We start from the raw sequence: 24,669 nt of genomic DNA, 5'->3' as shown, positions 1-24,669 counted from the left end.
ATTCCGACGTCCTTACAAGTGCCCGGCTCATCCGTCCGCAGTTCGTCCGCACGTCACAAGGGAGCAAGGCGTTGTCCACCGTTATCGAGCAGCCCGTAGAGGCCCGCCTCGTCGCCGCCGCGCCGCGGATGCCCAGCATTCCCGCGACGCTCAGCTACGACCCGCACGATCCCTTCGCCGTCCGCATGTCCTTCCCCGCCCCGTCCACACTCGAAGGCGTGGAGGTGTGCTGGACCTTCGCCCGCGAGCTGCTCGCCTCGGGCCTGGAGGAGGAGGTCGGCCACGGTGACGTGCGCGTGCGGCCGTACGGATACGACCGCATCGTCCTGGAGTTCCACGCTCCGGAGGGCACCGCCGTGATCCATGTGCGCGCCGGCGAGCTGCGGCACTTCCTGGCGAGTTCGACGGAGCTGGTGCCCGTCGGTCTGGAGCACCTGCACCAGGATCTCGACCACGACCTCGCCGAACTGCTGCGCGATCCCTGCTGAGCAGCGACTTTCTTTCCCCGGGTCGATAACACCGCTTCCCTGGGTCGACAACGCCGCGTCCACCGGTCCAGGCAGCGCGCCCTGACGGTCCGGCAGGCGCACCTGAGGCAGGTGTCCGCCTCGGCCGGAACCGCCGGCCCGCGTGTCGTACGTTCCCGTGTCCAGCAGCTCCCGCGTGGCACGGCGGACGAGTACGAGTGCTGCCCGCGCAGTCCTTCGGCAGCCTCAGTTCCCCGGCAGCCCAGGTGCCGCCATCGCCACGGACACCGCCGAGCGCACCTCCTGGACCGCCTGCCGCAGAACCGGAGTCGCCGTCCCGCTGCGCTCGGTCAGGGCCGCGATCCGCTCCTCGTACTGCCGCCGCTCCCTGCCCGACACCAGCGTGCGCAGTTCGGCCGCCGCGGCGAGGGCGACGAGCGCCGCGTCCCGCTCGGACACCTCATGCACGGGCAGCGGCCCCTCCAGCACCTGCCGAGCCTGCGCACGCAGTCCTTCCACGACGGCGACGCGGCCGATCTCGTACTCCACGGACGGGAAGACGCCGAGCACCCGTGTCTTCTCGGCGCGCAGGTATCCGTCCGCGGCGAGCTGCGCCTGTACGGCGTCAAGCGTGATGCGCGCCCGCAGGCTGACCCAGGTCTTCCACTTGTGCGGCCGGGACTCCTCGATGAGTTCCAGAAGCCCATCGAGGGCCGGGTCCCCGCTCCTGCCGTCCGGATCGGTGGGCGTGGCGACGCCGTCCGCGTCGGCCAGCAGCCCGCGCTGCGCCAGCTCGGTGAGGGCGCCGGCCCGGACCAGATGCGGAAGCTGGGAAGCACTGGTGACCTTGAGTTTCGAGGTGTCCCAGGCCAGCAGACAGAGACGGGCGGGCAGCGAGAGCGGGCCGATGGGCACGTGGTTTCCTTCGGGCGGTTGGGGGGCACGTTAATTCGTTGACAGCCGCCGACGCCCCTCCTACGGTGTAAAGCGGTCCTGTTGTCGCCGAATGGAGAAGGACGTTGCTCGTCTGAGGTCTTGAGACACCGCGTCACACACGTATCCGTGTGTGCGCAGCGTGCGACCTCGGCTCCGAGCCGTCCCGCGTAACAGGGCTCCTCCCGTGTTCCGCGATCACCCCGGTGGGCTCCGTCCTTCCGGCTGTCGCCGCCTCCCGGTGTCTCGATACGTGTCGCCCTGACCGCATCCAGCACTGCGAGGCCTGTATGTCCAGTACCCCCACTTCCATCACCTGCACCTCCCTGTCCTTCGCCTGGCCCGACGGCACCCCGGTCTTCGAGGACCTCCAGGTGGCCTTCGGTCCCGGCAGGACCGGGCTCGTCGGCGTCAACGGATCGGGCAAATCGACCCTGTTGCAACTGATCACGGGAGAACTCGTCCCGGCCGAGGGCACCGTCCGTGTCGCGGGCGAGGTCGGCCGCCTTCCCCAGAACGTCACCCTCGACACCGGGCTGCGGGTCGACGAGGTGCTGGACATCGCGGCCGAGCGCGCCGCGTTGCACGCCATCGAGTCGGGCGACGTGTCCGAGGAGCACTTCGAGGCCGTGGGCGACGGCTGGGACGTCGAGGAGCGCGCCGTGGCGACGCTCGGCGAACTCGGCCTCGGTCACATCGGGCTCGACCGCACCATCGGCGAGGTCTCGGGCGGCGAGTCGGTCCTGCTGCGCCTGGCCGCGCTGCTGCTGCGCCGGCCCGACGTACTCCTCCTCGACGAGCCCACCAACAACCTCGACCTGTACGCGCGCCGACGGCTGTACGCGGCCGTAGAGGCCTACTCCGGGGTCATGGTCGTGGTCAGCCACGACCGCGAACTCCTCGACCTGGTCGACCAGATCGCCGATCTGCGCTCCGGCGAGGTGACCTGGTACGGCGGCAACCACTCGGCGTACGAGGAGGCCCTCGCCACCGAACAGGAGGCGGCCGAGCGGATGGTGCGCGTCGCCGAGTCCGATCTGAAGAAGCAGAAGCGCGAACTGGCCGACGCGCAGGTCAAGCTGGCCGGTCGCAAGCGGTACGGCCAGAAGATGTTCGAGCAGAAGCGCGAGCCGAAGATCGTGATGGGGGCGCGCAAACGCGCGGCCCAGGAGTCCGCCGGAAAGCACCGCATCATGCACGAGGAGAAGCTCGCCGAGGCCAAGGGGCGGCTCGACGACGCCGTGGACGCCGTGCGGGACGACGACGAGATCCGCGTCGACCTGCCGTACACGGCCGTACCGCCGGGCCGTAACGTCCTCACGCTCCTGGACCTGGAGCTGGCGTACGGGGCGAGCGCGGGCTCCTTCGATCTGCGCGGGCCCGAGCGGGTCGCGCTGATCGGGCGCAACGGGGCGGGCAAGACGACGCTGCTGCGGACGGTCGCCGGGGAGTTGCCGCCTGTCTCCGGGGAGGCGCTGGCCCATGTGCCGCTGCGGTTTCTCCCGCAGCGTCTCGACGTGCTCGACGACGAGCTGACGGTCGCCGAGAACGTGGCCCGGTTCTCGCCGGGCGCCACCAACAACCGGGTCCGGGCGCGACTGGCCCGCTTCCTGTTCCGGGGCGCGCGGGCCGACCAGCGGGCGGCGACGCTCTCCGGCGGTGAGCGTTTCCGGGCGGCCCTGGCCGCGCTGATGCTCGCCGAGCCCGCACCGCAGCTTCTGATGCTCGACGAGCCGACGAACAATCTCGACATGGCGAGCGTGCGGCAGCTGACCAGTGCCCTGGAGTCGTACGAGGGGGCGCTGATCGTGGCCAGCCACGATGTGCCGTTCCTGGAGTCGATCGGGATCACGCGGTGGTTGCTGCTGGACGGGGAGCTGACGGAGACCACGTCCGAGGCGGTGGGGCAGCCGGGGTAGTCCGGTGGCCCCGGGGAGGGCTGCGGGCGGTTGTTCGTGTCGTGCGGGCGCGTGGGAGCCGTTCGCGCAGAGGCGCAGCCCCGCTGTCCGAGGGGCGCGAGGAACTGCGCGAACTGCCCCCACCGCAGCCGCACGACCGCCGACACCCGTGGAGAGCGTCACCGGTCGTTCGCGCGGTGCGGGCGCGTGAGGGCCGGGCGCGCCGTTCCCCGCGCCCCTTACGGGGCCCGGCCTCCTCCGGGGGCTGTCCCGCTCAGGGGGCTGTTGTGACGTGGGTGGGGGCTGCATGATGTGCGGGACGCACCCTGCCGAGACGGAGATCCGTACGTGCCCAGCCGGAAAGCCCTCATCCGCCGTCCCAGCCCCCGCCTGACCGAAGGGCTCGTCACGCACCTGGAGCGCACGCCGGTCGACCTCGGCCTGGCGGTCGAACAGTGGGAGGCGTACGCGGAGGCACTGCGTACGCACGGCTGGGAGACCGTCGAGGCGGAGCCCGCCGAGGACTGCCCGGACTCCGTGTTCGTGGAGGACGCGGTGGTCGTCTTCCGCAACGTGGCGCTGATAGGCCGCCCGGGCGCGGAGTCCCGGCGCGGCGAGACCGCCGGCGTCGAGGAGGCGGTGGCCCGGCTCGGCTGCTCGGTGAACTGGGTGTGGGAGCCGGGCACGCTCGACGGCGGCGACGTCCTGAAGGTCGGCGACACGATCTACGTGGGCCAGGGCGGACGCACCAACGGAGCCGGCATCCAGCAGCTGCGCGCCACGTTCGAACCGCTCGGCGCCCGGGTCGTCGCCGTACCGGTCAGCAAGGTGCTGCACCTGAAGTCGGCCGTCACCGCGCTGCCGGACGGCACGATCATCGGGTACGAGCCGCTGGTGGACACCCCCTCGCTGTTCCCGCGCTTCCTGGCGGTGCCGGAGGAGGCAGGCTCGCACGTCGTCCTGCTGGGCGGCGGAAAGCTGCTGATGGCGGCGAGCGCGCCGAAGACCGCCGATCTGTTCGCCGGACTCGGTCATGAACCCGTCCTCGTCGACATCAGCGAGTTCGAGAAGCTCGAAGGCTGTGTGACGTGTCTCTCGGTCCGGCTGCGGGAGCTGTACGTCTGAGCCCCGGGAGGGCCGCGCGTACGGCCCCGCGTTCGGCCCCGGGACCTGCGCGTCCGCCGGACGGATGGCCTCCGTATGCCCGCGGAATCGATCTCTCCAGAGATCGTTGCTGATCAGGGCTCTTTACAGCACACTTAACCTACGGCACCGTAACCTACGGATACGTAGCCTACGATGCCGTAGCTTTGTTTTGACGCTCAGCAATCACGTCCCCCTGGAGCCCCCGTGACGATCACTTCTCCCCAACTCGGCAGCCCGTCCTCCGACTGGACCGACGCTCGCCTGCTGTTCGCGCTGGAAGAAGTGGTGGAGACCGAACTCAACCGCCACCTGTCGGTCGCCAAGGACTGGATGCCGCACGAGTACGTGCCCTGGTCCGACGGCCGCAACTTCCCCGGCATCTTCGAGGACGGCGAGGCCTGGGGCAAGGAGCAGTCCAAGGTCACCGAGCTCGGCCGCATCGCGCTCGTCGTGAACCTCCTGACCGAGGACAACCTGCCCAGCTACCACCACGAGATCGCTTCCCTCTTCGGCCGCAACGGCGCCTGGGGCACCTGGGTGCACCGCTGGACCGCCGAGGAGGGCCGCCACGGCATCGTGATGCGCGACTACCTGCTCGCGTCGCGCGCCGTGGACCCCGACCAGCTCGAAGCCTTCCGCATGATGCACATGAGTGAGGGCTTCGAGTCGGACAACCGGCACTCGATGCTGCACTCCGTCGCGTACGTCGCCTTCCAGGAGCTCGCGACCCGCGTCTCGCACCGCAACACCGGCCACCAGTCGGGCGACCCCGTCTGCGACCGCATGCTGGCGCGCATCGCGACCGACGAGAACCTGCACATGGTCTTCTACCGCAACCTCCTCAAGGCCGCGTTCGAGCTGGCCCCCGACCTGACCATGCAGGCCGTGCGGGACGTCATCGTCCAGTTCCGGATGCCCGGGCACGGCATGCCCGGCTTCGAGCGCGCCGCCGCGCAGATGGCCATCGGCGAGGTCTACAACATGCGGATCCACCATGACGACGTGCTGATGCCGATCCTTCGTCACCTCAAGGTCCTGCAGATCGACGGCCTGGGCCCCGAGGGCCTCAAGGCGCAGGAAGAGCTCGGCCTGTACATGGGCGGCCTGGACTCCGAGGCATCCAAGTTCGACGAGAAGCTCGCGGCCCGCAAGGCCCGTATGGCGGCCCGCGCCGCCGCGGTGTGATCCGCGCCGCGGCTGTGTGACGCGCTGCCCCGGTCCCGGCGTGTGTGCCGGGACCGGGGCATCTCTCATTCGTACGCCGTCGTCCGGGCCGGCGCCGCGTCGCGGACGTCGGCCACCGGGTGGCGGCGCAGCGCTCTCAGCTGGGCTCGCCACGGCTGCCGCCAGTCCGTGCGGGTGCCGAGTGCCCCCGTGAGCGCGGCGGCGATCAGTCCCGCACCGTGACCGCCGTGCGCGGTGAGCCGCCGGGCGACGCCGAGAAGGATCTCGGCGTCGCCCTCGTGTGCGCTGTGCTCCAGCCGTTCGGCGAGTTCGGCGGCGGTTCCGGCCGCGAGCGCCGGCCGGCCGGCCGTCAGAGCGGCCAGCCGGGACAGGGCCGCGTCCACGTGCTCCGCCTCCGCGTCCAGGTCGATATGGGCCACCGTGATCGCGGCGGCCTGCGGCACGAGTCCGTCGTACCGGGCCAGCAGCTCTGCGGCTCCGAGGGCCGCTTCGCGGACGGGCCCGGCGGCGGCTTCGGCCCGCTGCGCCAGGCACGCGACGAGATGGTCGACGCGCTGCCGGGCGGGCCGGTCCCTACGGGGCTCGGCGTCGGCGTCGGCGTCGGCAGCGGCACCGGTTTCGGGCTCGGCATCGGCATCGGTTTCGGGCTCCGCATCGGCATCGGCATCAGTGGGAGCTTCGGTGAGGGCTGGCCCGGCGTCCGTGTCGGCGTTTACCCAGCCGACTGCGCCACTGCGAGGCGCACCGCCGGCCACCCCGCCGCCCCCGTACGCACGATCCGGGCCGCCCCCTTCCGGTGGATTGTGCCTGTCGGAAGCTGTGACACGCTCGGAATTCCCGTTGCGCTTCTGTCTGGTGGCGGGCTGGTGCTGGGTTGGCGTCAGGCTAGTGCTGGGCTAGTGCTGGCCTAGTGCTGGGCACGTCGGAGGATGAGGCGTTCCTTCTCGGAGAGGCCTCCCCAGACGCCGAAACGTTCGTCGTGGTTGAGCGCGTATTCGAGGCACGCGGAGCGCATCTCGCACATTCCGCAGATCTGCTTCGCCTCACGGACCGAGCTGCCAGGCTCGGGAAAGAAGAAGTCGGAGCCGGTCTGGGCGCACAGTGCCTGTTCCTGCCAGGAGAGGTCGGGCGCGGCGGCGGTGGTGTCGTTGTGCATGCCGGGATCGTGTCGCGTATCGAAAAACGTTCGATCAACGGGAGCTCAACGGGCGCCCGCGCGACGCCGCCGAGGCCTGCGGAACCGACGGGAGTCGCAAGGTCCGAAAGACGCAACGGACCCGATGATGCCCCTGGCAGGGGGCAGGTGCACAGCGGCGCGCGGCGGGAACCGCTCCCACCCGAACACCGCCCCGCCCCACCCCACTTCCCGACGGAGGAGGGGGTCACCAAGGGCCCGGCCCGTGGTAGCGCCCCGCTCCGGCAGCGGTTGTCAGTGGGCGGTGCAAGACTCGGCAGTGCAGGCAACGGAACCCCTCGAAGGAGGGCACTATGCTCACCACCCGTTTCGTCACCGGCGCTCCGAACTGGATCGATCTCGGCACCCCCGACATCGACGGCGCCACCTCCTTCTACAGAGGGGTCTTCGGCTGGGACTTCCAGTCGGCGGGATCCGATTCCGGCGGTTACGGCTTCTTCCAGGCGGCCGGGAAGACCGCGGCGGGCGGTATGCAGACCACCCCCGCCCAACCCCTCTGACCGCCGTCAACTTCTGAAAGCACAAAATTTCAGAGAGCGCTCTCAGTCATAACCCTTGACGCTTCAACTCCCCTCTGGGAACAGTGGTGCCCCGCAGGAGGCCGATGCCCCATACATCGGCCCGCCCCTGCCTCCCCCCACGTCCCAGGAGACACCCTTGATCTCACGCAGGAAGTTTCTGACCGGAACCGCGGCCGTCACCGCTGCCGCGGGCTACCCCGTCTGGGGGAGCACTCTCAGCCCGGCGGCCGAGGCGGCTCCCGCGACCTGTGAACTCGCCCTCAAGAACAACTCGTTGCCCGGTACGGTCCGCGCGTACGTCACCGGTCACGAGCAGTCGACAGGCAACTGGGTCCTGCTGCGCGCGGACGGCAGTGTCTACCGGCCCACCTCCCCGTCGGCTCCCCAGACACCGCTGCCCGTCGACTGCGCCATCCCCCTCGGCGCCGCCGGCTCCGCCGCCAAGGTGCTGACGCTGCCCCAGATGTACGGCGCTCGCGTCTACTTCGTACGGGACAGCACGCTCGACTTCTACCTCAACCCGGGCCCCTCCCTGGTCGAGCCCGCGTTCGCCACGCCCGCCGACCCGAACTACGTCAGGACGTGGTCGTTCTGCGAATTCACGTTCAACACCGATCAGCTGTACGCCAACATCAGCTACGTCGACCTGGTCACCGCGCTGCCGATCGGTCTGACCCTGGAGGGCGACGCCACGCACACGGTGGCCCCGCTGCCCGACGGCGCCGTCGACCGGATCGCCGCGGACCTCACGGCACAGGCCGCCAAGGACGGCCAGCCCTGGGACAAGCTGGTGACCCGGGGCAGCGACGGCTCCGTACTGCGGGTGGTCTCGCCGCAGAACCTGATGGCTCCGTACTTCGACCGGCCCGCCGAGATGCCGTTCCGCGACCTGTGGACCAGTTACATAGACCAGGTCTGGGACAAGTACCGCTCCACCGACCTGGGGATCGACCTCCAAGGCGGCCGGGGCGTACTCAACGGCCGGGTCAGTGGCGACACGCTGACCTTCGCCGGTGGTCACACCTTCAGCAAGCCGACGTCGAAGGACATCTTCACCTGCAACCACGGCCCGTTCGCCAACAACCCGGGCGACTCCGACGACAAGAAGGCCATCCTCGCCCGCCTCGCCGCCGGCTTCAACCGCTCGATCATGCTCACCCACCCGACCCAGCCCAACGGCACGACCACGTCCGACTACTACACGGGCGCGGTCACCAACCACTGGGCACGCGTCGTACACGCCAACTCCCCCATCGGCTACGCCTTCCCGTACGACGACGTACGCCCTGACGGCCAGCCCGACGTATCGGGCGCGGCCCACGACGGCAACCCGCACCGCTTCACGGTGTCGGTAGGCGCGTGACCCCCGCCCTTGGCGGACGCCCCACCGGGGGCGCCCGCAAGGGGCGCGGGGAACGGCGCGACCAGCCACAACATGCCCGCACGCGGCGACGGTCCTGTCTTTTGGGGGCGCGGGGAACTGCGCGACCAGCCACGACGTGCCCGCACCCGACGAACAGCCTGGCTTGCAGGGGCATGGGGAACGGCGCGACCAGCCACAACGAACCCCGCACACACACCCCCCGGAGCGGCTACGCGGAGACCCGCCGAACCAGAGTCGTAGGCAGCACGACACTCGACGGCACCCCCGCGGCAGCGGACCCGCTCCGGTCCAACCCCCGCAACAACAACCGCGCCATCAACCGCCCCATCTCCTCGATGTCCTGCCGGACAGTCGTGAGCGGCGGATCAGCCTGTTCGGTGAACGGCAGCATGTCGTCGAACCCGATGACGGCGACATCCTCGGGCACCCGCCGCCCGTGCTCCCGCAGAACCCGCATCGCACCGACCGCCGTGAGGTCGTTCGCGGCGAACACCGCGTCCACATCGGGGCACCGGTCGAGAAGTTCCCGCATGGCGTGCTCGCCGCCACCCAGGGTGAAGTCACTCTCCACGATCAGCCTCGGATCGGCGTCCACCATGACGTCACGGAACCCGTCGAGCCGGTCGACCGCCGAGGTCTGATCGAGGGCCCCGGTGATGTGGGCGACGCGTTCGCGCCCGAGCCCGACGAGATACCGGACGGCCTCCCGGGCGCCGCCCCTGTTGTCACAGTCGACGTAGACCACGCCGTGTGATCCGTCGCTCCAGCCGGGGCGCCCTCCGTACACGGTCGGCACTCCGTGGATCAGGCCGGGCAGCGGGTCGTCGAGGTGCAGCGAGAAGACGAGGGCGCCGTCGACGTGGCCGCCGGCGAGATAGCGCGCCACGCGGGCGTGGTCGTCGCGGCCCTCCGTGAGCAGCAGTACGAGTTGCGAGTCGTGGGCCGTCAGCTCCTTGCTGATGCCCCGGAGCTGGAGCGCGAAGAAGGGGTCCGCGAAGACTCGGGCCTCCGGTTCGGCGATGACCACGGCGACGGCGTCGTGGCGTCGGGTGACGAGGCTGCGGGCGGCCTGGTTGGGGACGTAACCGAGTTCCTCGACGGCGCGCCTGACTCGTTCGACGAGGGGTTCGCGGACGCCCTCGCCGCCGTTGACGACGCGGGACACGGTGGCTCGGGAGACTCCCGCCCGGGCGGCCACGGCCTCCAGTGTGGGGCGTGGCTGCGTCGACTGCTCGGTCACCTCGGGGCTCCTCAGGGCGGCGGTTGCCGATCAGGATAGCCGTGGTTCTCCCCTTTGCTGAGAGCGCTCCCTTCTTGCCGAGCGGCTGGCGGCGAGCGGGTCCGTCGTGGTTGGTCGCGCCGTTCCCCGCGCCCCTGAAAGCAGGCCGGCCACCAAGTGCGGGTACGCCGTCGCTGAACGCGCCGTTCCCCGCGCCCCCCAAAAACAGGCCGGCCACCAAGTGCGGGCACGCCGTCGCTGAACGCGCCGTTCCCCGCGCCCCCAAAAGACCAGACCGCCGTCACGCGCCGGCACATCATGACTGAACGCACCGTTCCCCGCGCCCTAAAAACAGACCGGCCACCAAGTGCGGGCACGCCGTCGCTGAACGCACCGTTCCCCGCGCCCCTGGGCGGGGGGTGCTGCGTGCCCCGTCGTTCAGTGTTCGTGGGGCTCGTAGCCAGGGATCGTGCCGTCTGTCTTCTTCACCAGGAACAACCCCGCCATTCCCATGTCGGAGTGACTCTGGACGTGGCAGTGGTACATCCACGCGCCCGCTCCGACGCCCTCCCCCGCGATGACCTGGAAGCCGAACGAGTCCGCGGGGCCCACGATCAGGTTGTCGACCACCCGGCTGGGGTCGTCCGGGCCGGTCAGCAGGCCGGTGCGGTTGTCCGCCCAGCGGTGACCGTGCACGTGGAACGTGTGGTAGTACTCGCCGTGCGTGATCGAGACGAACTCGACCCGATCCCCCACCGTGGCCTCGAAGTTGGGGCTGTCGTGACCCGGCCTGTTGTTGATCGTCATGTCGTTGAAGACGATGGTGTGGGTCTTGTCGGGCAGGATGTCACCCTCCCGGCGCACGATCACCGGCCCGTACAGGCCCTTGCGTATGCCGGTCGTACCGTGCTCGGTGCCGACGACATGGTCGTGGTAGTGCCAGTAGCCCGCGCTGCCCGCCCGCCAGGTGCCGTCCTTGCGGCGGCCGGGGGCGTGGGTGCGCCAGGTGTACGTCCGGGTGTCGCCCGGCTCGACATGCGACCTGCTCAGCTTCGTGCCGTCGCTGGAGACCTCGTAGTCCAGGCCGTGGACATGCAGACTCGCCGCCACGTCCAACGTGTTCTCGACCTCGATGTACGCGGTGTCACCCTCGTTGAGTTCGATCAGCGGGCCGGGTATCGAGGCCGCACCCTTCTCGAACCCGTAACCCAACTGACCGTCGGCGAGCTTCTCGATGTACAGCTTGATGCGCCTGACCTCGCCGCCGGCGGGAGCGGTACGGAGCGCGGTGCTCGCGCTCGCCGCGCTGTCGGCGGACGTCGCGTCCTTCGCGGCGACGAGTGACAACGATGTCGCCACCGTGGCGACCGCGGCCCCGCCCAGCATCATCCGACGGCTGAACCCGCGCCTGTCCATCGCGTCCGTGGTGGCCATGTCGTCCGTGGTGCCCATGCCGAACTCTCCCAACCTGCAACGCGGTCAACGGAATTGACGGGACTGGTGGGTCCGGTCGCGGATCTGGCGGTGGATCCGACCGAACCGGGTGACAGAGACGAACTGGTGAGACGGTAGTGGCATCGCCGTCGTTTATCCACACTCAGGACAAAGTTTGTGCGATCCCGGTCATACCTATTGGCGAGTTCCGCGAAAAGGTCTAGCTTCCATGGCGCTGTTGCTGTGACCGAGGAGGATGGGGTGACCACATGCGGCCCACACCGCATCAAACGCCACTGACTGTACGGAAGTTGGGCAGGTCCAGACGGAGAGGCTGGGCAGCCGCGCTGGCTGCGGGAGTCGTCACGGCGGGCGTCCTCTCGGGGCCCGCCGCGAGCGCGCGCCCGGCACCCGACCCGCTGACAACGATGTCGATCACGTCGCCCCCCGGCGGCTCCGATGTACGCGTGCTGATCTACCACGGTTCCGCGGCCGGCGGCGAGGAGTCGCCCGTCGTCAACGCCGGTATCGAGGCGATCGAGGACATCGGCCGGACGGGCCCCACGGCCGGGCGCTTCAAGGTGACGGCCACGGACGACGCCTCGGTCTTCACCGACGAGACGCAACTCGGCCTCTACAACGCCGTCGTCTTCCTGACCGGCGGCGGTGACGTCCTCGAACCGGAGCAGGAGGCCGGCCTGGAGTCGTACATGGAGGCCGGCGGCGGCTTCCTCGGCATCCATGACGCGGCCCGCGCCGAGCCGTACTCGGACTGGTTCACCGGGCTCGTCGGGGCCCGTCCGGCGGCGAGCAGCCCAACGGCCGTACAGCGGGCGATCGTTGAGGTCGGTGACCGGCAGCATCCGGCCACCAAGGATCTCCCGCTGCAGTGGAAGCGCCCCGACCAGTGGCTGAACTGGGTCAAGAACCCGTCCGGCGACGTACACACGGTGGCCCGGGTCCGCGAGTCGACGTACCAGCCGGGTACCGGCGCGAACGGCGCCGACCACCCCGTGTCCTGGTGCCGTGACTACGACGGCGGCCGGTCCTTCTACACCGGCATGGGCGGCACGGAGTCCTCGTACGACGAGACGGAGTTCCGTTCGCACCTGCGCGGGGCGCTCGCGTGGACGGCCCGGATCTCGCAAGCCGACTGCAAGGCGACGATCAACGGCAACTACAAGGCGGAGCGGCTGACCCAGGCCAACCAGCCGGGCCAGAACGACCAGATCGGCGAACCGCACGGCCTGGTCACCGCCCCGGACGGCCGCGTGTTCTACATCGGCCGCGGCGGTGCCGACTCGTCGCAGCCGGTCGTCACGGACTGGAACAACCCGGACGTCGGCAAGGGCAAGGGCGAGATCCACGTCTACGACCCGAGGACCAAGAAGGTCACCCTGGCCGGCACGCTCAACGTCTTCGGCAACAAGGGCGGCGGCGACGAGCTGATCAAGGTCGAGGAGGGCCTGCTCGGCATCGAGCTGGACCCCCGGTTCGCGGACAACGGGTGGGTGTACCTGCACTACACACCGCACTCCCGGATCGACCGCGACAAGCGGATGGCCGAGCGGTACGTCTCCCGCTTCACCTACAACTCGGCGACCAGCAGGCTGGATCTGAACAGCGAGAAGGTCCTGCTGAAGTGGCCGGTGCAGATCCACAGCTGCTGCCACGCGGGCGGCGGCCTGGCCTGGGACTCCAAGAGCAACCTGTACATCGCCACCGGTGACAACAACTCCAGCGGCTTCAGCGACGGTTACTCGGGCAACAACCCGCAGCCGAACTACAAGGGCGTCTCCTTCGCCGACGCGCGCCGCACGGCGGGCAACACCAACAACCTGAACGGCAAGATCCTGCGCATCCACCCGGAGCAGGACGGCACGTACACCCTGCCCGAGGGGAACCTCTTCACGGGCAAGGAGACGGCCGAGGGCGGCGGCAAGACGCGTGGCGAGATCTATGTGATGGGCGTCCGCAACCCGGCGCGCATCTCCATCGACAAGAAGACCGACACGCTGTACGCGGGCTGGGTCGGCCCGGACGCCGGGTCGCCGTCGACGACCTGGGGCCCGGCGAAGTACGACACGTTCGCCGCGATCACCAAGCCGGGCAACCACGGCTGGCCGTACTGCATGGGCAACAAGCAGCCCTACCGGGACCGCAACCTGCCCGATCCGACGAAGCCGCTCGGCTGGTACGACTGCAACGCGCCGAAGAACGAGTCGCCGAACAACGACGGTCTCGTGAATCTCCCGCCGGTCACATCGAACACCATCTGGTACTCGCCCCAGGGCGGCGGCCCGGACTTCCCGCGGGACGCGGGCGGCATCCCGTCGTACAAGACGGCGGAGCAGAAGTTCCTGCTGCCGTGGCTGAAGGGCGGCGGCCAGGCGGCCATGGACGGCCCGGTCTACCGGTACGACGGCACGCTGGCGAACGCCGCCAAGTGGCCCTCGTACTGGGACGGCAAGTGGTTCGTGGGCGACTTCTACGACGCCGACCAGCCGCGCCACGCCGTGCTCCTCGACCCGAAGACGGCCGGGCAGGGCGGCATCCCGGTGCACGCCGAGTCCCTGAAGAAGATCATCCCCATCGGCAACGACGGCATCAAGAACCTCATGGACTGGAAGTTCGGCCCGGACGGCACGCTGTACGTCCTCGACTACGGCCGTGGCTTCTTCACCTCGGACTCCAAGTCCGCGCTGTGGCAGGTGACGTACAAGGGCGGCGGCCCCACTCCCGCCGCCGATCAGCTCGCCAGGGAGGCGCAGTGACGCGCGTGACGAACATCGGCAGGCGAAGAACTGGACGGCTGTGGACGGCGCTGCTCGCGTCGCTGCTGATGGTGCTGGGGCTCGCCTCGACCTCGGCCTCCGGCCAGACCGACAACACCCCGTCCGGGGCGGGCACCGCGGCGCAGACGCTCACCTGGACGGCCGGTGACGACATCACCAAGTACACCTCCGCGCCCACGACGGCGGTCGCGGGCCCGACGACGATCGTCTTCGAGAACAGCGAGGCGACCGGCAACACCATGGGCATGCCGCACACGCTGACGTTCGACGTGTCGGACCCGGAGTACCAGAACGACGTCCCGCTGAACATCCTGGCCAACCCGAACGACGACCAGGGTGGCAAGCACACGGCCGAGGTGACGCTCTCACCCGGCCGGTACCGCTACTTCTGCACGATCCCCGGCCACGGCCAGATGCAGGGCATCCTGGTGGTCACGGAGGGCACCGGCGAGGACACCACCGCGCCGGTGACCGCGGCCGAGGTGACGGGAACGAAGAACGCGGACGGCGCGTACGTCGGTTCGGCGACCGTGGCGATCAGCGCGACGGACACCGGCGGTTCGGGCGTCGAGCGCGTCGAGTACGCCCTCGGTGACGCGGGCGCCTGGCAGCCTTACACCACGCCTGTCGTGGTCGATCAGGTCGGCGCCCAGAAGGTCCGTTACCGGGCCGTCGACAAGGCCGGGAACACGTCCGCGGAGAAGGCGGAGCAGTTCACGGTGGTGGCCCCGCCGACGGACGACACGACCGCGCCGGACACCTCGGCCACGGTGACGGGCGAGAAGAACGCGCAGGGCGAGTACGTCTCCATGGCGACCGTCACGGTGACGGCCTCCGACACCGGCTCCGGCGTCAACACCATCGAGTACGCGCTCGGTGACGCCGGTGCCTGGCAGCCCTACACCGCTCCGGTGATGGTCCACGAGGTGGGCGCGCACAAGGTGCGGTTCCGGGCGACGGACAAGGCGGGCAACGCGGCCGCCGAGAAGTCCGTGTCGTTCACCGTCGTCGCGCCGCCCGTCGAGGACACCACTCCCCCGGTGACCGGTGTGAGCGTCGAGGGCACGAAGAACTCGGCCGGCGCGTACATCAACACCGCCAAGGTGACGGTGACCGCCACGGACGCACACGGCGGCTCGGGGGTGGACAGGATCGAGTACTCGCTCGACGGCGGCCCCTACCTGGCGTACACCGCTCCCGTGGTGGTCGACCGCGCGGGCGCGCACTCGGTGGCGTATCGGGCGAGCGACAAGGCGGGCAACACCTCGGCCGCCCGGACGGTGAGCTTCACGATCGCCCCGGGCGGCGGCGTGCCGGCGCCCAACTGCGCCGAGTACGACGAGCGGTTGACGGTCATCGTCGGCACGGTCGACACGGGCGTGCCGAACCGGATCACCAACAGCCGGTGCCGCATCAACGAGTTGATCGAGGACGAGAAGGAGTGGACGTCCCACGCGCTGTTCCTCAAGCACGTGACGGCGGTCCTCAAGACCCTCCTCAAGGACGGTGTGATCGTCCAGCGTGAGTACGACCTGATCGACGAGGCGGCCGACGAGTCGGGCATCGGTGATCCCGGCCAGACCGAGGGCTACCGCACGATCATGGACGGCACGCAGGACACCTTCGGCAAGTGGCAGCACGTGGGCGGCGGTTCGTTCGGCCTCAACGGCGACGGCACCATCACGTCGGGCACCTCGAAGGCCGGCCTCGGCATGCTGTGGTTCCCCGAGCGCAAGTACGGGGACTTCTCGCTGAAGCTCCAGTGGCGTGACGACGCGCCGGGCACGGGCAACGCCAACTCCGGTGTGTTCGTGCGGTTCCCGCAGGTCCACAACCACCCGGAGGAGTCCCGGCCGGAGTGGGTCGCCATCAAGTACGGGCACGAGATACAGGAGTTCGACAGTCCCACCGGCGACATGTACAAGACCGGTTCGCTCTACGGCTTCGACCGGGTGGGCCTGGCCGGTGCCGGTGTCACCCAGAAGGGAACCTGGAACGACTACGAGATCCGCGTGGTGGACCAGCACTACTCCGTCTACCGCAACGGCGTGCTGATCAACGAGTTCGACAACACCGGCGGTCAGGACTTCACCCCGCCCCGCTCGGACGACCCGGGCACGGACGGGCGGCGGTTCGCCTCCGGCTACATCGGGCTCCAGGTGCACGGCACCACGGACGTGGTGTCGTACCGGGACGTCAGGATCAAGGAGCTGTGACGCCCGACTAGTTGATCGGTCGCGCAGTCGCAGGTCAGCTCTCCTTCTTGGCCCTGCTCGGCTGTACCCGCTTCGGCTCGCCCGGCATCTTCGGGTACTCGGGCGGGTACGGCAGATCGCCGAGTCCGTGATCGTGTTCGTCACGGGTGGCGAGTTCGAGCAGGGCTTCGAGGGAGCAGGCGTGCTCGTCCATGTCCGCGTGCACATCGCCGAGTTCGGCGAAGCGCGCGGGCATGGTCGCGAGATCGAAGTCCCGGGGCACGGCCTCACCGACCTCGTCCCAGGTGAGGGGTGCCGACACCGGCGCGTGCGGCCGGGGGCGTACGGAGTAGGCGGAGGCGATCGTGCGGTCGCGGGCCGTCTGGTTGTAGTCGACGAAGATCTTCTCGCCCCGCTCCTCCTTCCACCAGGCCGTGGTCACCTGATCCGGCATCCGGCGCTCCAGCTCACGTCCGACGGCGATCGCGGCCCGGCGGACCTGGGTGAAGGTCCAGCGCGGTGTGATCGGCACGAAGACGTGCAGACCACGGCCGCCCGAGGTCTTGGGGAAGCCGCGCAGATCCCCGTACTCGTGCAGCACCTCGCGCAGCTCATGGGCGGCGCGTACCGCGTCGGCGTAGTCGGTGCCCGGCTGCGGGTCCAGGTCGATGCGCAGCTCGTCCGGCCGGTCGACGTCGTCCCGGCGTACGGGCCAGGGGTGGAAGGTCAGCGTGCCGAACTGGGCGGCCCACAGGACGGCGGCGACCTCGGTGGGGCACATCTCGTCGGCGCTGCGTCCGCTGGGGAAGGCGATGTGCGCGGTGGGGATCCAGTCGGGCATGTTCTTCGGCGCCCGCTTCTGGAAGAAGGACTCGCCGCCGACCCCCTCGGGGTAGCGTTCCAGGGTCGTGGGCCGGTTCCGCAGCGCGCGCAGGATTCCGGGGCCGACCGCGAGGTAGTACCGGGCGAGGTCCAGCTTCGTGAAGCCGCGCTCCGGGAAGAAGACCCTGTCCGGGCTGGACAGCCGTACCGTCCTGCCCGCCGCCTCCAGCTCCACCGCGTCCACCATGCGAGCCACGGTAGGCGTACCGCGCACACCTCGCATATCCGCGCCGACGGTGCACACCAGGCGGTTCCTCGCGTATCCACGCAGAATCAGAGCATGGATCTGCCGGTGATGCCGCCCGTGAAGCCCATGCTCGCCAAGTCCGCGGCGCGGATTCCGCCGGGCATGCACTACGAGGCGAAGTGGGACGGGTTCCGGGCGATCGTCTTCCGTGAAGGGGACGAGGTCGAGATCGGCAGCCGTAACACGAAGTCGCTGGTCAGGTACTTTCCCGAGCTGGTGGTGGCGCTGCGGGAGCGGTTGCCGGAGCGCTGTGTGGTGGACGGCGAGATCGTGGTCGCGCGGGGTGGACGGCTCGACTTCGACGCTCTCTCCGAGCGCATCCATCCGGCGGCCTCGCGGGTGAAGACGCTCTCGGAGCGCCATCCCGCGTCGTTCGTGGCGTTCGACCTGCTCGCGCTGGCCGACGAGTCGCTGCTGGACGTCCCCCTGGCCGACCGGCGGGCCCTGCTGGAGATGGCGCTGTCCGACAGCGCGGCCCCCGTGCACCTGGCGCCGGCGACGACGGACATCGAGGTGGCGCGGCGGTGGTTCGAGCAGTACGAGGGTGCCGGGCTCGACGGTGTGGTCGCCAAGCCCCTCGCCCTGCGCTACGGGCAGGACGAACGCCTGATGTTCAAGATCAAGCACGAGCGCACGGCCGACGTGGTGGTCGCGGGCTACCGGCTCCACAAGAGCGGGCCCGTCGTCGGCTCGCTGCTGCTCGGCCTGTATGACGCCGAGGGCACGTTGCAGCACGTGGGGGTGTGCGCGGCCTTCACGATGAAGCGGCGCGAGGAACTGATCGCGGAGCTGGCCCCGCTGCTCATGGAGTCGCCCGCCGGGCATCCGTGGGCGGCCTGGGCCGAGGAGTCGGCGCACGAGTCGGCGCGGCTGCCGGGCGCGCCCAGCCGCTGGACGGGCAAGAAGGACCTCTCCTGGCTTCCGCTGCGGCCCGAGCTGGTGTGCGAGGTGGCGTACGAGCACATGGAGAACGGTGAGCGCTTCCGGCACATGGCGCGCTTCCGCCGCTGGCGCCCGGACCGCACACCGGAGAGCTGTACGTACGCCCAGCTGGAGGAACCGGTCGGCTACGACCTCGCGGACATCCTGGGACCGCGCGACTGAACGGGCCGAGGCACATCCCCGCCGGCCAACACCCTTGCGCGGCGGCTCGTTTGGGTACGTCTCCCGCGTACGACCTATGCCTCGCGGCCCGGCGCCGTCGGCCGGACCGCCGTACCCTCCCGCCCGCGCCCGTGACCCGCTCGGACCAGCGCACGCCTTCGATCTTGGCTCATGGGGTACGTACTCGTTGAACCTATAACCTGAAAAACGACGAAACGGGGCACGGTGGCCACGGTACGCGGGAGACGCACGGGGCGTTCGAGGCGCTCAGCCATGACGACGGCACTGCTGGCCGCCCTGCTGGTGGGCGCCGTGGCGACGGCGTGCACGAGCGGTGAGCCGCTCGACGACAAGCAGCGCGGAAACCTGCCACCCCGCACCGACAGCACGCAGGGCACCAGCGCCCCGGCGAGTCCGGCGCCCCGGGCCGCCTCCCCGCTCGTCGTGAAGATCGACAACGTGCCCGGCGCCCGCCCTCAGACGGGCCTGGACGCCGCCGACGTCGTGTACGCCGAGCAGGTCGAGGGCGGCCTCAGCCGGCTGATGGCGGTGTACGCGACCCGCCTGCCGAAGGCCATCGGCCCGGTACGCAGCGCGCGCGAGTCGGACCTGGAGCTGCTGCGCCAGTTCCACGAGCCGACGCTCGCCTTCTCGGGAGCACAGAAGAGGCTGCTGCCGCTGATCGACAGCGCGCCACTGCGCACCGCCCTGCCGGAGGACAGGACGAACGCGTACTACCGGGGCACGGACAAGCCCCAGCCGCACAACCTGTATCTGCGCCCCCACCGGCTGCTGACGGCCGCGCCGGGGGCGGACGCGCTGACGACGGGCTTCCGGTACGGCGCCGCGCCCGCGGGAGGCACGGCCGAGAGCACGCGAACGGTCCGCTTCCCGGAGGCGCGTTTCACCTTCGACTGGTCCCGGGACCAACAGCGCTGGCTGGTGTCGATGGACGGCACGCCGACGGTGACGACCGGCGGGGCGCGGGTGACCGCCTCGACCGTCGTCGTGCAGTACGTGAACATCCGTGAGTCCAGGTACCACGACTACCTCGGCAACATCACGCCCTACACGGAGACGGTCGGCTCGGGCACGGCGAAAGTACTGCGCGACGGCAAGGCCTTCGACGCGGCGTGGAAGCGGCCCCTCGCCACGGGTGGCACCGAGTTCACGACGGCGGGCGGCACACCGATGAACTTCGCCGAAGGCCAGGTGTGGGTGGTGTTCGCACGGGCGTGACCCACTGCTCAGCAGCGACCTGGCGTGTTGCCTTCGGGGGCAGGTGCGGGTGCGGGCACGTCGTAGCGCGCCCCTAAAAGATCGCGCGGTTCCCCGCGCCCCGTCAAGGCGCACCGCCGGCAACCGCCGCCCCCGGCGCAGCCGGATTGCGCAACCCCTCCGCCGCGTCCGAGACGCGCCGGATCAGGTCGAAGAAGACGGCCTGCTCCTCCCCGGAGAGCGGAGCCAGGAAGACCTGGTTCATCCGAGCCGTCCGCACGGTCAGCTTGCGATGGACGCGCACGCCGTCGTCCGTGAGGCGCAGCAGGGAGCGGCGGCCGTCCTGGGGGTCGCGGACCTTGTCCAGCAGGCCGCGCCGACCGAGCCGGCTGATGACCTCGGCGATGGTGGACCGGTCGAGCCCCACCCTCTCCCCCACCGTGCGCTGGTCGAGACCCGGCTCGGCGACGAGCGCGTTCAGGACCGCGAACTGGGGCGAGGTGATCTCCTCGGAGACCATCGTGTTCCACAGCAGGTAGTGCGCCTGCTGCAGCCGCCGGGCCAGGTGCCCGGGGTGGGCGGAGAGATCCACCGCGGCCATGAGCGCTCCTTCGGACACGAGAGTCGGCATTCGTTGGTGCACTGAACAATAGCGGGCCGGCACTCCGCTGTCTCTTCTCCGTGTACGGACTCACAGCTCTTGTTTCATGGGGGGCCTTGACGGTTGACGGCCGCGATGGCAGCGTGTTCGAAACCTCGTAGAAATACTCAGTGCCCTGACTAATCGGGGCCGCGGGACGCTCAGGAGAGATGGGGCTTCGCAGATGGACAAGGTGGTCTCCACAGCCGCCGGGGCTGTGGCCGACGTACCGGACGGCGCGACACTCGCCGTCGGCGGTTTCGGCCTCAGCGGTGTGCCGAACGTGACGATCCAGGCGCTGTACGAGCGCGGTGTCACCGGCCTGGGCGTGGTGTCCAACAACTGCGGGGCGATGGAGTCCGGCCTGGCGGTCCTTCTGGCGGCCGGCCGTATCGCCCGCGTCACCGGCTCGTACATCGGGGCGAACAAGGAGTTCGCGCGGCAGTACCTGGGCGGGGAGCTGGAGGTCGAGATGATCCCGCAGGGCACCCTGGCCGAGCGGCTGCGGGCCGGCGGCGCCGGGATTCCCGCGTTCTACACGCCGGCCGGTGTGGGCACGCAGGTCGCCGACGGCGGACTGCCCTGGCGCTACGACGGCGAGGGCGGCGTAGCGCTGGCCTCCCCGCCGAAGGAGGTACGGGACTTCGACGGCACCCCGTACGTACTGGAGCGCGGCATCCGTACCGACTTCGCGCTGGTGCGGGCCGCCAGGGGGGACCGGCACGGGAACCTCGTCTTCAACAAGTCCTCCCGCAACTTCAACCCTCTCGCCGCGATGGCCGGGCGGGTGACCATCGCCGAGGTGGAGGAGCTGGTGGAGCCGGGCGAGATCGATCCGGACGCGGTGCATCTGCCGGGCATCTTCGTGCAGCGGGTCGTCGCGCTCACCCCGGCGCAGGCGGCGGACAAGAAGATCGAACAGCGGACGGTGAGCAGCTGATGGCCTGGACGCGTGAACAGATGGCCGCGCGGGCCGCGCGCGAACTCACGGACGGCCAGTACGTGAATCTCGGCATCGGGTTGCCGACACTGATCCCCAACTACCTCCCGCCGGACGTGGAGGTGATCCTGGAGTCGGAGAACGGCATCCTGGGCACCGGCCCGTACCCGACCGAGGATCAGGTCGACCCGGACCTCATCAATGCCGGCAAGGAGACCGTGACGGTCCTGCCCGGCGCCTCCTACTTCGACTCGTCGCTGTCGTTCGGGATGATCCGCGGCGGGCACATCGACGTCGCGGTCCTCGGCGCGATGCAGGTCTCCGCGGGCGGCGACCTGGCGAACTGGGCCGTACCGGGCAAGATGATCACCGGGATCGGCGGGGCCATGGACCTGGTGCACGGCGCCCGTACGGTGATCGTCGTGATGACCCACACCGCCAAGGACGGGTCGCCGAAGGTCCTGGAGGCGTGCGCGCTGCCGCTGACCGGCAAAGCCTGTGTCAACCGCGTGATCACCGACCTCGGTGTCCTGGACGTCACCGACAGCGGCCTGGTACTGGTCGAGACGGCGCCCGGTGTCACGGTCGATGAGGTCGTGGCGAAGACTGCCGCCAAGGTCCGTATCGCCGAAGAGCTCGTCGAGGAGCTCACCGAGGAGAAGCAGCCGTGAAAGACGTCTACATCGTCGACGCCGTCCGTACCCCGTTCGGCAAGTACAACGGAAGCCTCGCCGCCGTCCGCCCGGACGACCTGGCCGCCCATGCCCTGCGTGAGCTCCTCGCCCGCACACCGGACCTGGACCCGGCACGGATCGACGACGTGTACTTCGGCAACGCGAACGGCGCCGGCGAGGAGAACCGCAACGTCGCCCGCATGGCCGGCCTGCTCGCCGGTCTGCCCACCTCCGTCCCGGGCGTGAGCGTCAACCGGCTGTGCGCATCCGGGCTCGAAGCCGTCATCCAGGCCGCCCGCGCCATCGCGCTCGGCGACGCCTCGATCGCGCTCGCCGGCGGTGTCGAGTCGATGACCCGCGCCCCCTATGTCCTGCCGAAGAGCGACCGGCCCTTCCCCGCCGGGCACACCGAGCTGTACTCCACGACTCTCGGCTGGCGCATGGTCAACCCGGAGATGGACCCGCGGTGGACCATCCCGCTCGGCGAGTCCGCCGAACGCATCGCCGACAAGCACAAGATCAGCCGTGAACAGCAGGACGAGTTCGCCCTCGCCAGCCACGGCAAGGCGGCCGCCGCCCAGGCCGCGGGCCTGTTCGACGGTGAGATCGCGCCGGTCTCCATCCCGCGGCGCAAGGGCGACCCGCTGTCCTTCGCCGCCGACGAATGCGTACGCGCCGACGCCTCCCTCGCCGCGATGGCCAGGCTCAAGCCGTCGTTCCGTGCCGAGGGCGGTACGGTCACCGCGGGCAATGCCTCGCCGCTCAACGACGGAGCGGCGGCCCTGCTCCTGGTCGACGAGGAGGGTCTCGCCGCCACCGGCCGCGAACCCCTCGCCCGGGTGTCCGCGTCCGGTGTCTCCGCGCTCGACCCCGACTACTTCGGTCTCGCACCGGTGGAGGCCGTGAACCGCGCGCTCGCCAAGGCGGGCAAAACATTTGACGACCTGTCAACCCTTGAACTCAACGAGGCCTTCGCCGCCCAGGTCCTCGGCTGTGTCGCCGAGTGGCCCGAGTTCGACCCGGCCGTCCTGAACCCGCAGGGCGGGGCCATCGCCCTGGGCCACCCCCTCGGCGCCTCCGGTGCCCGCCTCGCCGGGACCGTCGCCCACCAACTGGCCCGCAAGGGCTCGGGAGTCGGCGTCGCCACCCTCTGCATCGGCGTCGGCCAGGGCCTCGCCCTCGTACTGGAGCGTTAGGAACCCACCTCTCATGGCTCTCACCCAGTCGGACATCGACACAGAGATCAAGGACCAGCGGGACGCGTACGACAAGGCGGTCGCCGGTGGCGCCCCGGTCCTGCACCACCCGCGGCGCGACTACGCCCCGTACCGCAGCTCCCTGTTGCGCCATCCCCGACAGCCGCTGGTCGCCGTGAGCGGCGGCGACCCGGAGACCGTCGAGCTGTCGGGCCCCGTGTTCGGCGTCACCGACATCACCGAGCACGACAGCGATCTGACCATCCATCACCGCGGTGAGCCGATCGGTGAGCGCATGACCGTCTCGGGACGGCTGCTCGACCGCGACGGCCGCCCCGTGCGCGACCAGCTCGTCGAGATCTGGCAGGCCAACGCAGCCGGCCGGTACGCCCATCTGCGCGAGCAGCACCCGGCGCCGCTCGACCCCAACTTTACCGGTGTCGGACGCACCCTGACGGACGCTCAGGGCCGGTACTCGTTCACCACGATCAAGCCGGGCCCCTACCCGTGGGGCAACCACACCAACGCGTGGCGGCCCGCGCACATCCACTTCTCCGTCTTCGGGACGGCGTTCACCCAGCGGCTCGTGACCCAGATGTACTTCCCGAGCGATCCGCTGTTCCGGTACGACCCGATTCTCCAGTCGGTGACGGACGGGGCGGCCCGCGAGCGGCTGGTCGCCACCTACGACCACGACCTGTCCAAGCCCGAGTTCTCGATGGGTTACGCCTGGGACATCGTCCTCGACGGTCCCTCCGCCACCTGGATCGAGGAAGGCCGTTGACCATGGCCGAGCGACTGCTCCCCACCCCGTCCCACACCATCGGCCCGTTCTACGGGCACGCCCTCCCCTTCCCCGACGGCGACCGGATCGCCCCCCTGGGCCACCCGGACGCGATCAGCCTGCACGGGTACGTGTACGACGGCGCGGGCAGGCCGGTCCCCGACGCCCTGCTCGACTTCTGGCAGGCCGCGCCCGACGGCTCGCTGACAGGCGCCCCGGGCTCCATGCGCCGCGATCCGTCGACCGGCGGATTCCTGGGGCGCAACGGCGTCGACTTCACGGGCTACGGGCGGGTGCCCACGGACGCCGACGGGCACTACGCGCTGCACACCCTGCCGCCGGGCAACTCCGGGCTGCCGTACATCAGCGTGTGCGTGTTCGCGCGCGGGCTGACACACCACCTCTTCACGCGCGCCTACCTCGCCGACGGCCCGGACCCGCTGCTCGACTCGCTGCCGGCCGAGCGGCGCGCCACGCTGGTGGCGACCGGGGGCGCGAACGGGACGAACGGGACGTACCGTTTCGACATCCGTCTTCAGGGCGAAGGCGAAACGGTCTTCCTGGAGTTTCAGTGACAGCGGTCGGACCCGACGAACCCGACGAACCCGAGCA

Annotated in this window: 21 protein-coding genes and 1 pseudogene; 15 read left to right on the top strand and 7 right to left on the bottom strand. The window is 70.0% G+C overall.

The window, feature by feature from the left end; genetic code table 11:
* The first annotated feature begins 71 nt into the window (after positions 1–71).
* Complete coding sequence (locus ACIOKD_RS18275) at positions 72–488, top strand: SsgA family sporulation/cell division regulator (RefSeq protein WP_402084664.1); 417 nt, start codon at positions 72–74, stop codon at positions 486–488.
* Positions 489–713: 225 nt separating this feature from the next.
* Here ACIOKD_RS18275 and ACIOKD_RS18270 read toward each other — a convergent pair whose 3' ends face one another.
* Positions 714–1,382, bottom strand: coding sequence for a GPP34 family phosphoprotein (locus ACIOKD_RS18270; protein ID WP_402084661.1), 669 nt, complete (start codon positions 1,380–1,382; stop codon positions 714–716).
* Positions 1,383–1,690: 308 nt separating this feature from the next.
* On the opposite strand from ACIOKD_RS18270, the gene ACIOKD_RS18265 reads away from it, so the two are divergent.
* From ACIOKD_RS18265 to ACIOKD_RS18255, 3 genes are all read left to right on the top strand, one after another.
* Complete coding sequence (locus ACIOKD_RS18265; protein WP_402084658.1) at positions 1,691–3,319, top strand: ABC-F family ATP-binding cassette domain-containing protein; 1,629 nt, start codon at positions 1,691–1,693, stop codon at positions 3,317–3,319.
* Positions 3,320–3,646: 327 nt separating this feature from the next.
* The gene (ddaH, locus tag ACIOKD_RS18260; RefSeq protein ID WP_402084655.1) at positions 3,647–4,423 is read left to right on the top strand and encodes a dimethylargininase; all 777 of its coding nucleotides are present in this window, start codon (positions 3,647–3,649) and stop codon (positions 4,421–4,423) included.
* A gap of 225 nt (positions 4,424–4,648) precedes the next feature.
* Positions 4,649–5,629 (top strand): acyl-ACP desaturase, encoded by a 981-nt coding sequence (locus ACIOKD_RS18255; RefSeq protein ID WP_402084652.1) that lies wholly within the window; start codon positions 4,649–4,651, stop codon positions 5,627–5,629.
* A gap of 65 nt (positions 5,630–5,694) precedes the next feature.
* Here ACIOKD_RS18255 and ACIOKD_RS18250 read toward each other — a convergent pair whose 3' ends face one another.
* Together ACIOKD_RS18250 and ACIOKD_RS18245 are read right to left on the bottom strand one after the other, a co-directional pair.
* Complete coding sequence (locus tag ACIOKD_RS18250) at positions 5,695–6,384, bottom strand: hypothetical protein (protein ID WP_402084650.1); 690 nt, start codon at positions 6,382–6,384, stop codon at positions 5,695–5,697.
* Positions 6,385–6,536: 152 nt separating this feature from the next.
* Entirely contained in the window at positions 6,537–6,785 is a 249-nt protein-coding gene (locus tag ACIOKD_RS18245) for a WhiB family transcriptional regulator (RefSeq protein WP_402084648.1), read from the bottom strand.
* 332 nt (positions 6,786–7,117) lie between these two features.
* Between ACIOKD_RS18245 and ACIOKD_RS18240 the strand changes: the two are divergent.
* Positions 7,118–7,315 (top strand): annotated as a pseudogene (locus tag ACIOKD_RS18240) (VOC family protein); the annotation flags it as partial.
* A gap of 166 nt (positions 7,316–7,481) precedes the next feature.
* Complete coding sequence (locus tag ACIOKD_RS18235; protein WP_402084645.1) at positions 7,482–8,708, top strand: glycoside hydrolase family 64 protein; 1,227 nt, start codon at positions 7,482–7,484, stop codon at positions 8,706–8,708.
* Between the two features lie 229 nt (positions 8,709–8,937).
* Here the strand turns inward: ACIOKD_RS18235 and ACIOKD_RS18230 are convergent, their stop codons facing one another.
* Together ACIOKD_RS18230 and ACIOKD_RS18225 are read right to left on the bottom strand one after the other, a co-directional pair.
* Entirely contained in the window at positions 8,938–9,969 is a 1,032-nt protein-coding gene (locus ACIOKD_RS18230; protein ID WP_402084643.1) for a LacI family DNA-binding transcriptional regulator, read from the bottom strand.
* A gap of 417 nt (positions 9,970–10,386) precedes the next feature.
* Positions 10,387–11,364, bottom strand: coding sequence for a multicopper oxidase domain-containing protein (locus tag ACIOKD_RS18225; protein WP_402085032.1), 978 nt, complete (start codon positions 11,362–11,364; stop codon positions 10,387–10,389).
* Between the two features lie 287 nt (positions 11,365–11,651).
* On the opposite strand from ACIOKD_RS18225, the gene ACIOKD_RS18220 reads away from it, so the two are divergent.
* Together ACIOKD_RS18220 and ACIOKD_RS18215 are read left to right on the top strand one after the other, a co-directional pair.
* Positions 11,652–14,156, top strand: coding sequence for a ThuA domain-containing protein (locus tag ACIOKD_RS18220; protein ID WP_402084641.1), 2,505 nt, complete (start codon positions 11,652–11,654; stop codon positions 14,154–14,156).
* Positions 14,157–14,224: 68 nt separating this feature from the next.
* A complete protein-coding gene (locus ACIOKD_RS18215) occupies positions 14,225–16,393 on the top strand; it encodes an OmpL47-type beta-barrel domain-containing protein (RefSeq protein ID WP_402085030.1) in 2,169 nt (722 codons plus the stop codon).
* 34 nt (positions 16,394–16,427) lie between these two features.
* Here ACIOKD_RS18215 and ligD read toward each other — a convergent pair whose 3' ends face one another.
* On the bottom strand, positions 16,428–17,441 hold the full coding sequence (gene ligD / locus ACIOKD_RS18210; RefSeq protein WP_402084639.1) for a non-homologous end-joining DNA ligase: 1,014 nt from the start codon (positions 17,439–17,441) through the stop codon (positions 16,428–16,430).
* Positions 17,442–17,534: 93 nt separating this feature from the next.
* Between ligD and ACIOKD_RS18205 the strand changes: the two genes are divergently transcribed.
* Together ACIOKD_RS18205 and ACIOKD_RS18200 are read left to right on the top strand one after the other, a co-directional pair.
* Positions 17,535–18,605 carry an ATP-dependent DNA ligase gene (locus tag ACIOKD_RS18205; protein WP_402084637.1) on the top strand — a complete coding sequence of 357 codons (1,071 nt, stop codon included), beginning with the start codon at positions 17,535–17,537 and terminating at the stop codon, positions 18,603–18,605.
* A 273-nt stretch (positions 18,606–18,878) separates the two neighbouring features.
* Positions 18,879–19,844 (top strand): DUF3048 domain-containing protein, encoded by a 966-nt coding sequence (locus ACIOKD_RS18200; protein WP_402084634.1) that lies wholly within the window; start codon positions 18,879–18,881, stop codon positions 19,842–19,844.
* Positions 19,845–19,947: 103 nt separating this feature from the next.
* Here ACIOKD_RS18200 and ACIOKD_RS18195 read toward each other — a convergent pair whose 3' ends face one another.
* Positions 19,948–20,424, bottom strand: coding sequence for a MarR family winged helix-turn-helix transcriptional regulator (locus ACIOKD_RS18195; protein ID WP_402084632.1), 477 nt, complete (start codon positions 20,422–20,424; stop codon positions 19,948–19,950).
* A gap of 223 nt (positions 20,425–20,647) precedes the next feature.
* Between ACIOKD_RS18195 and ACIOKD_RS18190 the strand changes: the two genes are divergently transcribed.
* The 5 genes from ACIOKD_RS18190 to pcaG are packed head-to-tail and all read left to right on the top strand — an operon-like array spanning position 20,648 to position 24,632.
* On the top strand, positions 20,648–21,403 hold the full coding sequence (locus ACIOKD_RS18190) for a CoA transferase subunit A (protein ID WP_402084629.1): 756 nt from the start codon (positions 20,648–20,650) through the stop codon (positions 21,401–21,403).
* Positions 21,403–22,074, top strand: coding sequence for a CoA transferase subunit B (locus ACIOKD_RS18185; protein WP_402084627.1), 672 nt, complete (start codon positions 21,403–21,405; stop codon positions 22,072–22,074). Before ACIOKD_RS18190 ends, ACIOKD_RS18185 begins: the two co-directional genes overlap by 1 nt.
* A complete protein-coding gene (locus ACIOKD_RS18180; protein ID WP_402084624.1) occupies positions 22,071–23,273 on the top strand; it encodes a thiolase family protein in 1,203 nt (400 codons plus the stop codon). The genes ACIOKD_RS18185 and ACIOKD_RS18180 overlap by 4 nt, the downstream gene beginning before the upstream one ends.
* Before the next feature lie 13 nt (positions 23,274–23,286).
* Positions 23,287–24,057 carry a protocatechuate 3,4-dioxygenase subunit beta gene (gene pcaH, locus ACIOKD_RS18175; RefSeq protein ID WP_402084621.1) on the top strand — a complete coding sequence of 257 codons (771 nt, stop codon included), beginning with the start codon at positions 23,287–23,289 and terminating at the stop codon, positions 24,055–24,057.
* 2 nt (positions 24,058–24,059) lie between these two features.
* Positions 24,060–24,632 (top strand): protocatechuate 3,4-dioxygenase subunit alpha, encoded by a 573-nt coding sequence (gene pcaG, locus ACIOKD_RS18170; protein WP_402084619.1) that lies wholly within the window; start codon positions 24,060–24,062, stop codon positions 24,630–24,632.
* Positions 24,633–24,669 lie beyond the last annotated feature (37 nt).

Origin of the sequence: Streptomyces sp. NPDC087844 (assembly GCF_044742785.1) — a bacterium.
Lineage (GTDB): Bacteria > Actinomycetota > Actinomycetes > Streptomycetales > Streptomycetaceae > Streptomyces.
Note: the sequence above shows the minus strand (reverse complement) of the source record. Positions and strands in the feature narration are given on the sequence as shown.

Coding starts and splice junctions, on each gene's coding strand:
- ACIOKD_RS18265 (WP_402084658.1), top strand. CDS start 1,691: ATGTCCAGTACCCCCACTTCCATCACCTGCACCTCCCTGTCCTTCGCC.
- ACIOKD_RS18245 (WP_402084648.1), bottom strand. CDS start 6,785: ATGCACAACGACACCACCGCCGCCGCGCCCGACCTCTCCTGGCAGGAA.
- ACIOKD_RS18225 (WP_402085032.1), bottom strand. CDS start 11,364: ATGGACAGGCGCGGGTTCAGCCGTCGGATGATGCTGGGCGGGGCCGCG.
- ACIOKD_RS18220 (WP_402084641.1), top strand. CDS start 11,652: ATGCGGCCCACACCGCATCAAACGCCACTGACTGTACGGAAGTTGGGC.
- ACIOKD_RS18215 (WP_402085030.1), top strand. CDS start 14,225: ATGGTGCTGGGGCTCGCCTCGACCTCGGCCTCCGGCCAGACCGACAAC.
- ligD (WP_402084639.1), bottom strand. CDS start 17,441: ATGGTGGACGCGGTGGAGCTGGAGGCGGCGGGCAGGACGGTACGGCTG.
- ACIOKD_RS18205 (WP_402084637.1), top strand. CDS start 17,535: ATGGATCTGCCGGTGATGCCGCCCGTGAAGCCCATGCTCGCCAAGTCC.
- ACIOKD_RS18200 (WP_402084634.1), top strand. CDS start 18,879: ATGACGACGGCACTGCTGGCCGCCCTGCTGGTGGGCGCCGTGGCGACG.
- ACIOKD_RS18195 (WP_402084632.1), bottom strand. CDS start 20,424: ATGGCCGCGGTGGATCTCTCCGCCCACCCCGGGCACCTGGCCCGGCGG.
- ACIOKD_RS18190 (WP_402084629.1), top strand. CDS start 20,648: ATGGACAAGGTGGTCTCCACAGCCGCCGGGGCTGTGGCCGACGTACCG.
- ACIOKD_RS18185 (WP_402084627.1), top strand. CDS start 21,403: ATGGCCTGGACGCGTGAACAGATGGCCGCGCGGGCCGCGCGCGAACTC.
- pcaH (WP_402084621.1), top strand. CDS start 23,287: ATGGCTCTCACCCAGTCGGACATCGACACAGAGATCAAGGACCAGCGG.
- pcaG (WP_402084619.1), top strand. CDS start 24,060: ATGGCCGAGCGACTGCTCCCCACCCCGTCCCACACCATCGGCCCGTTC.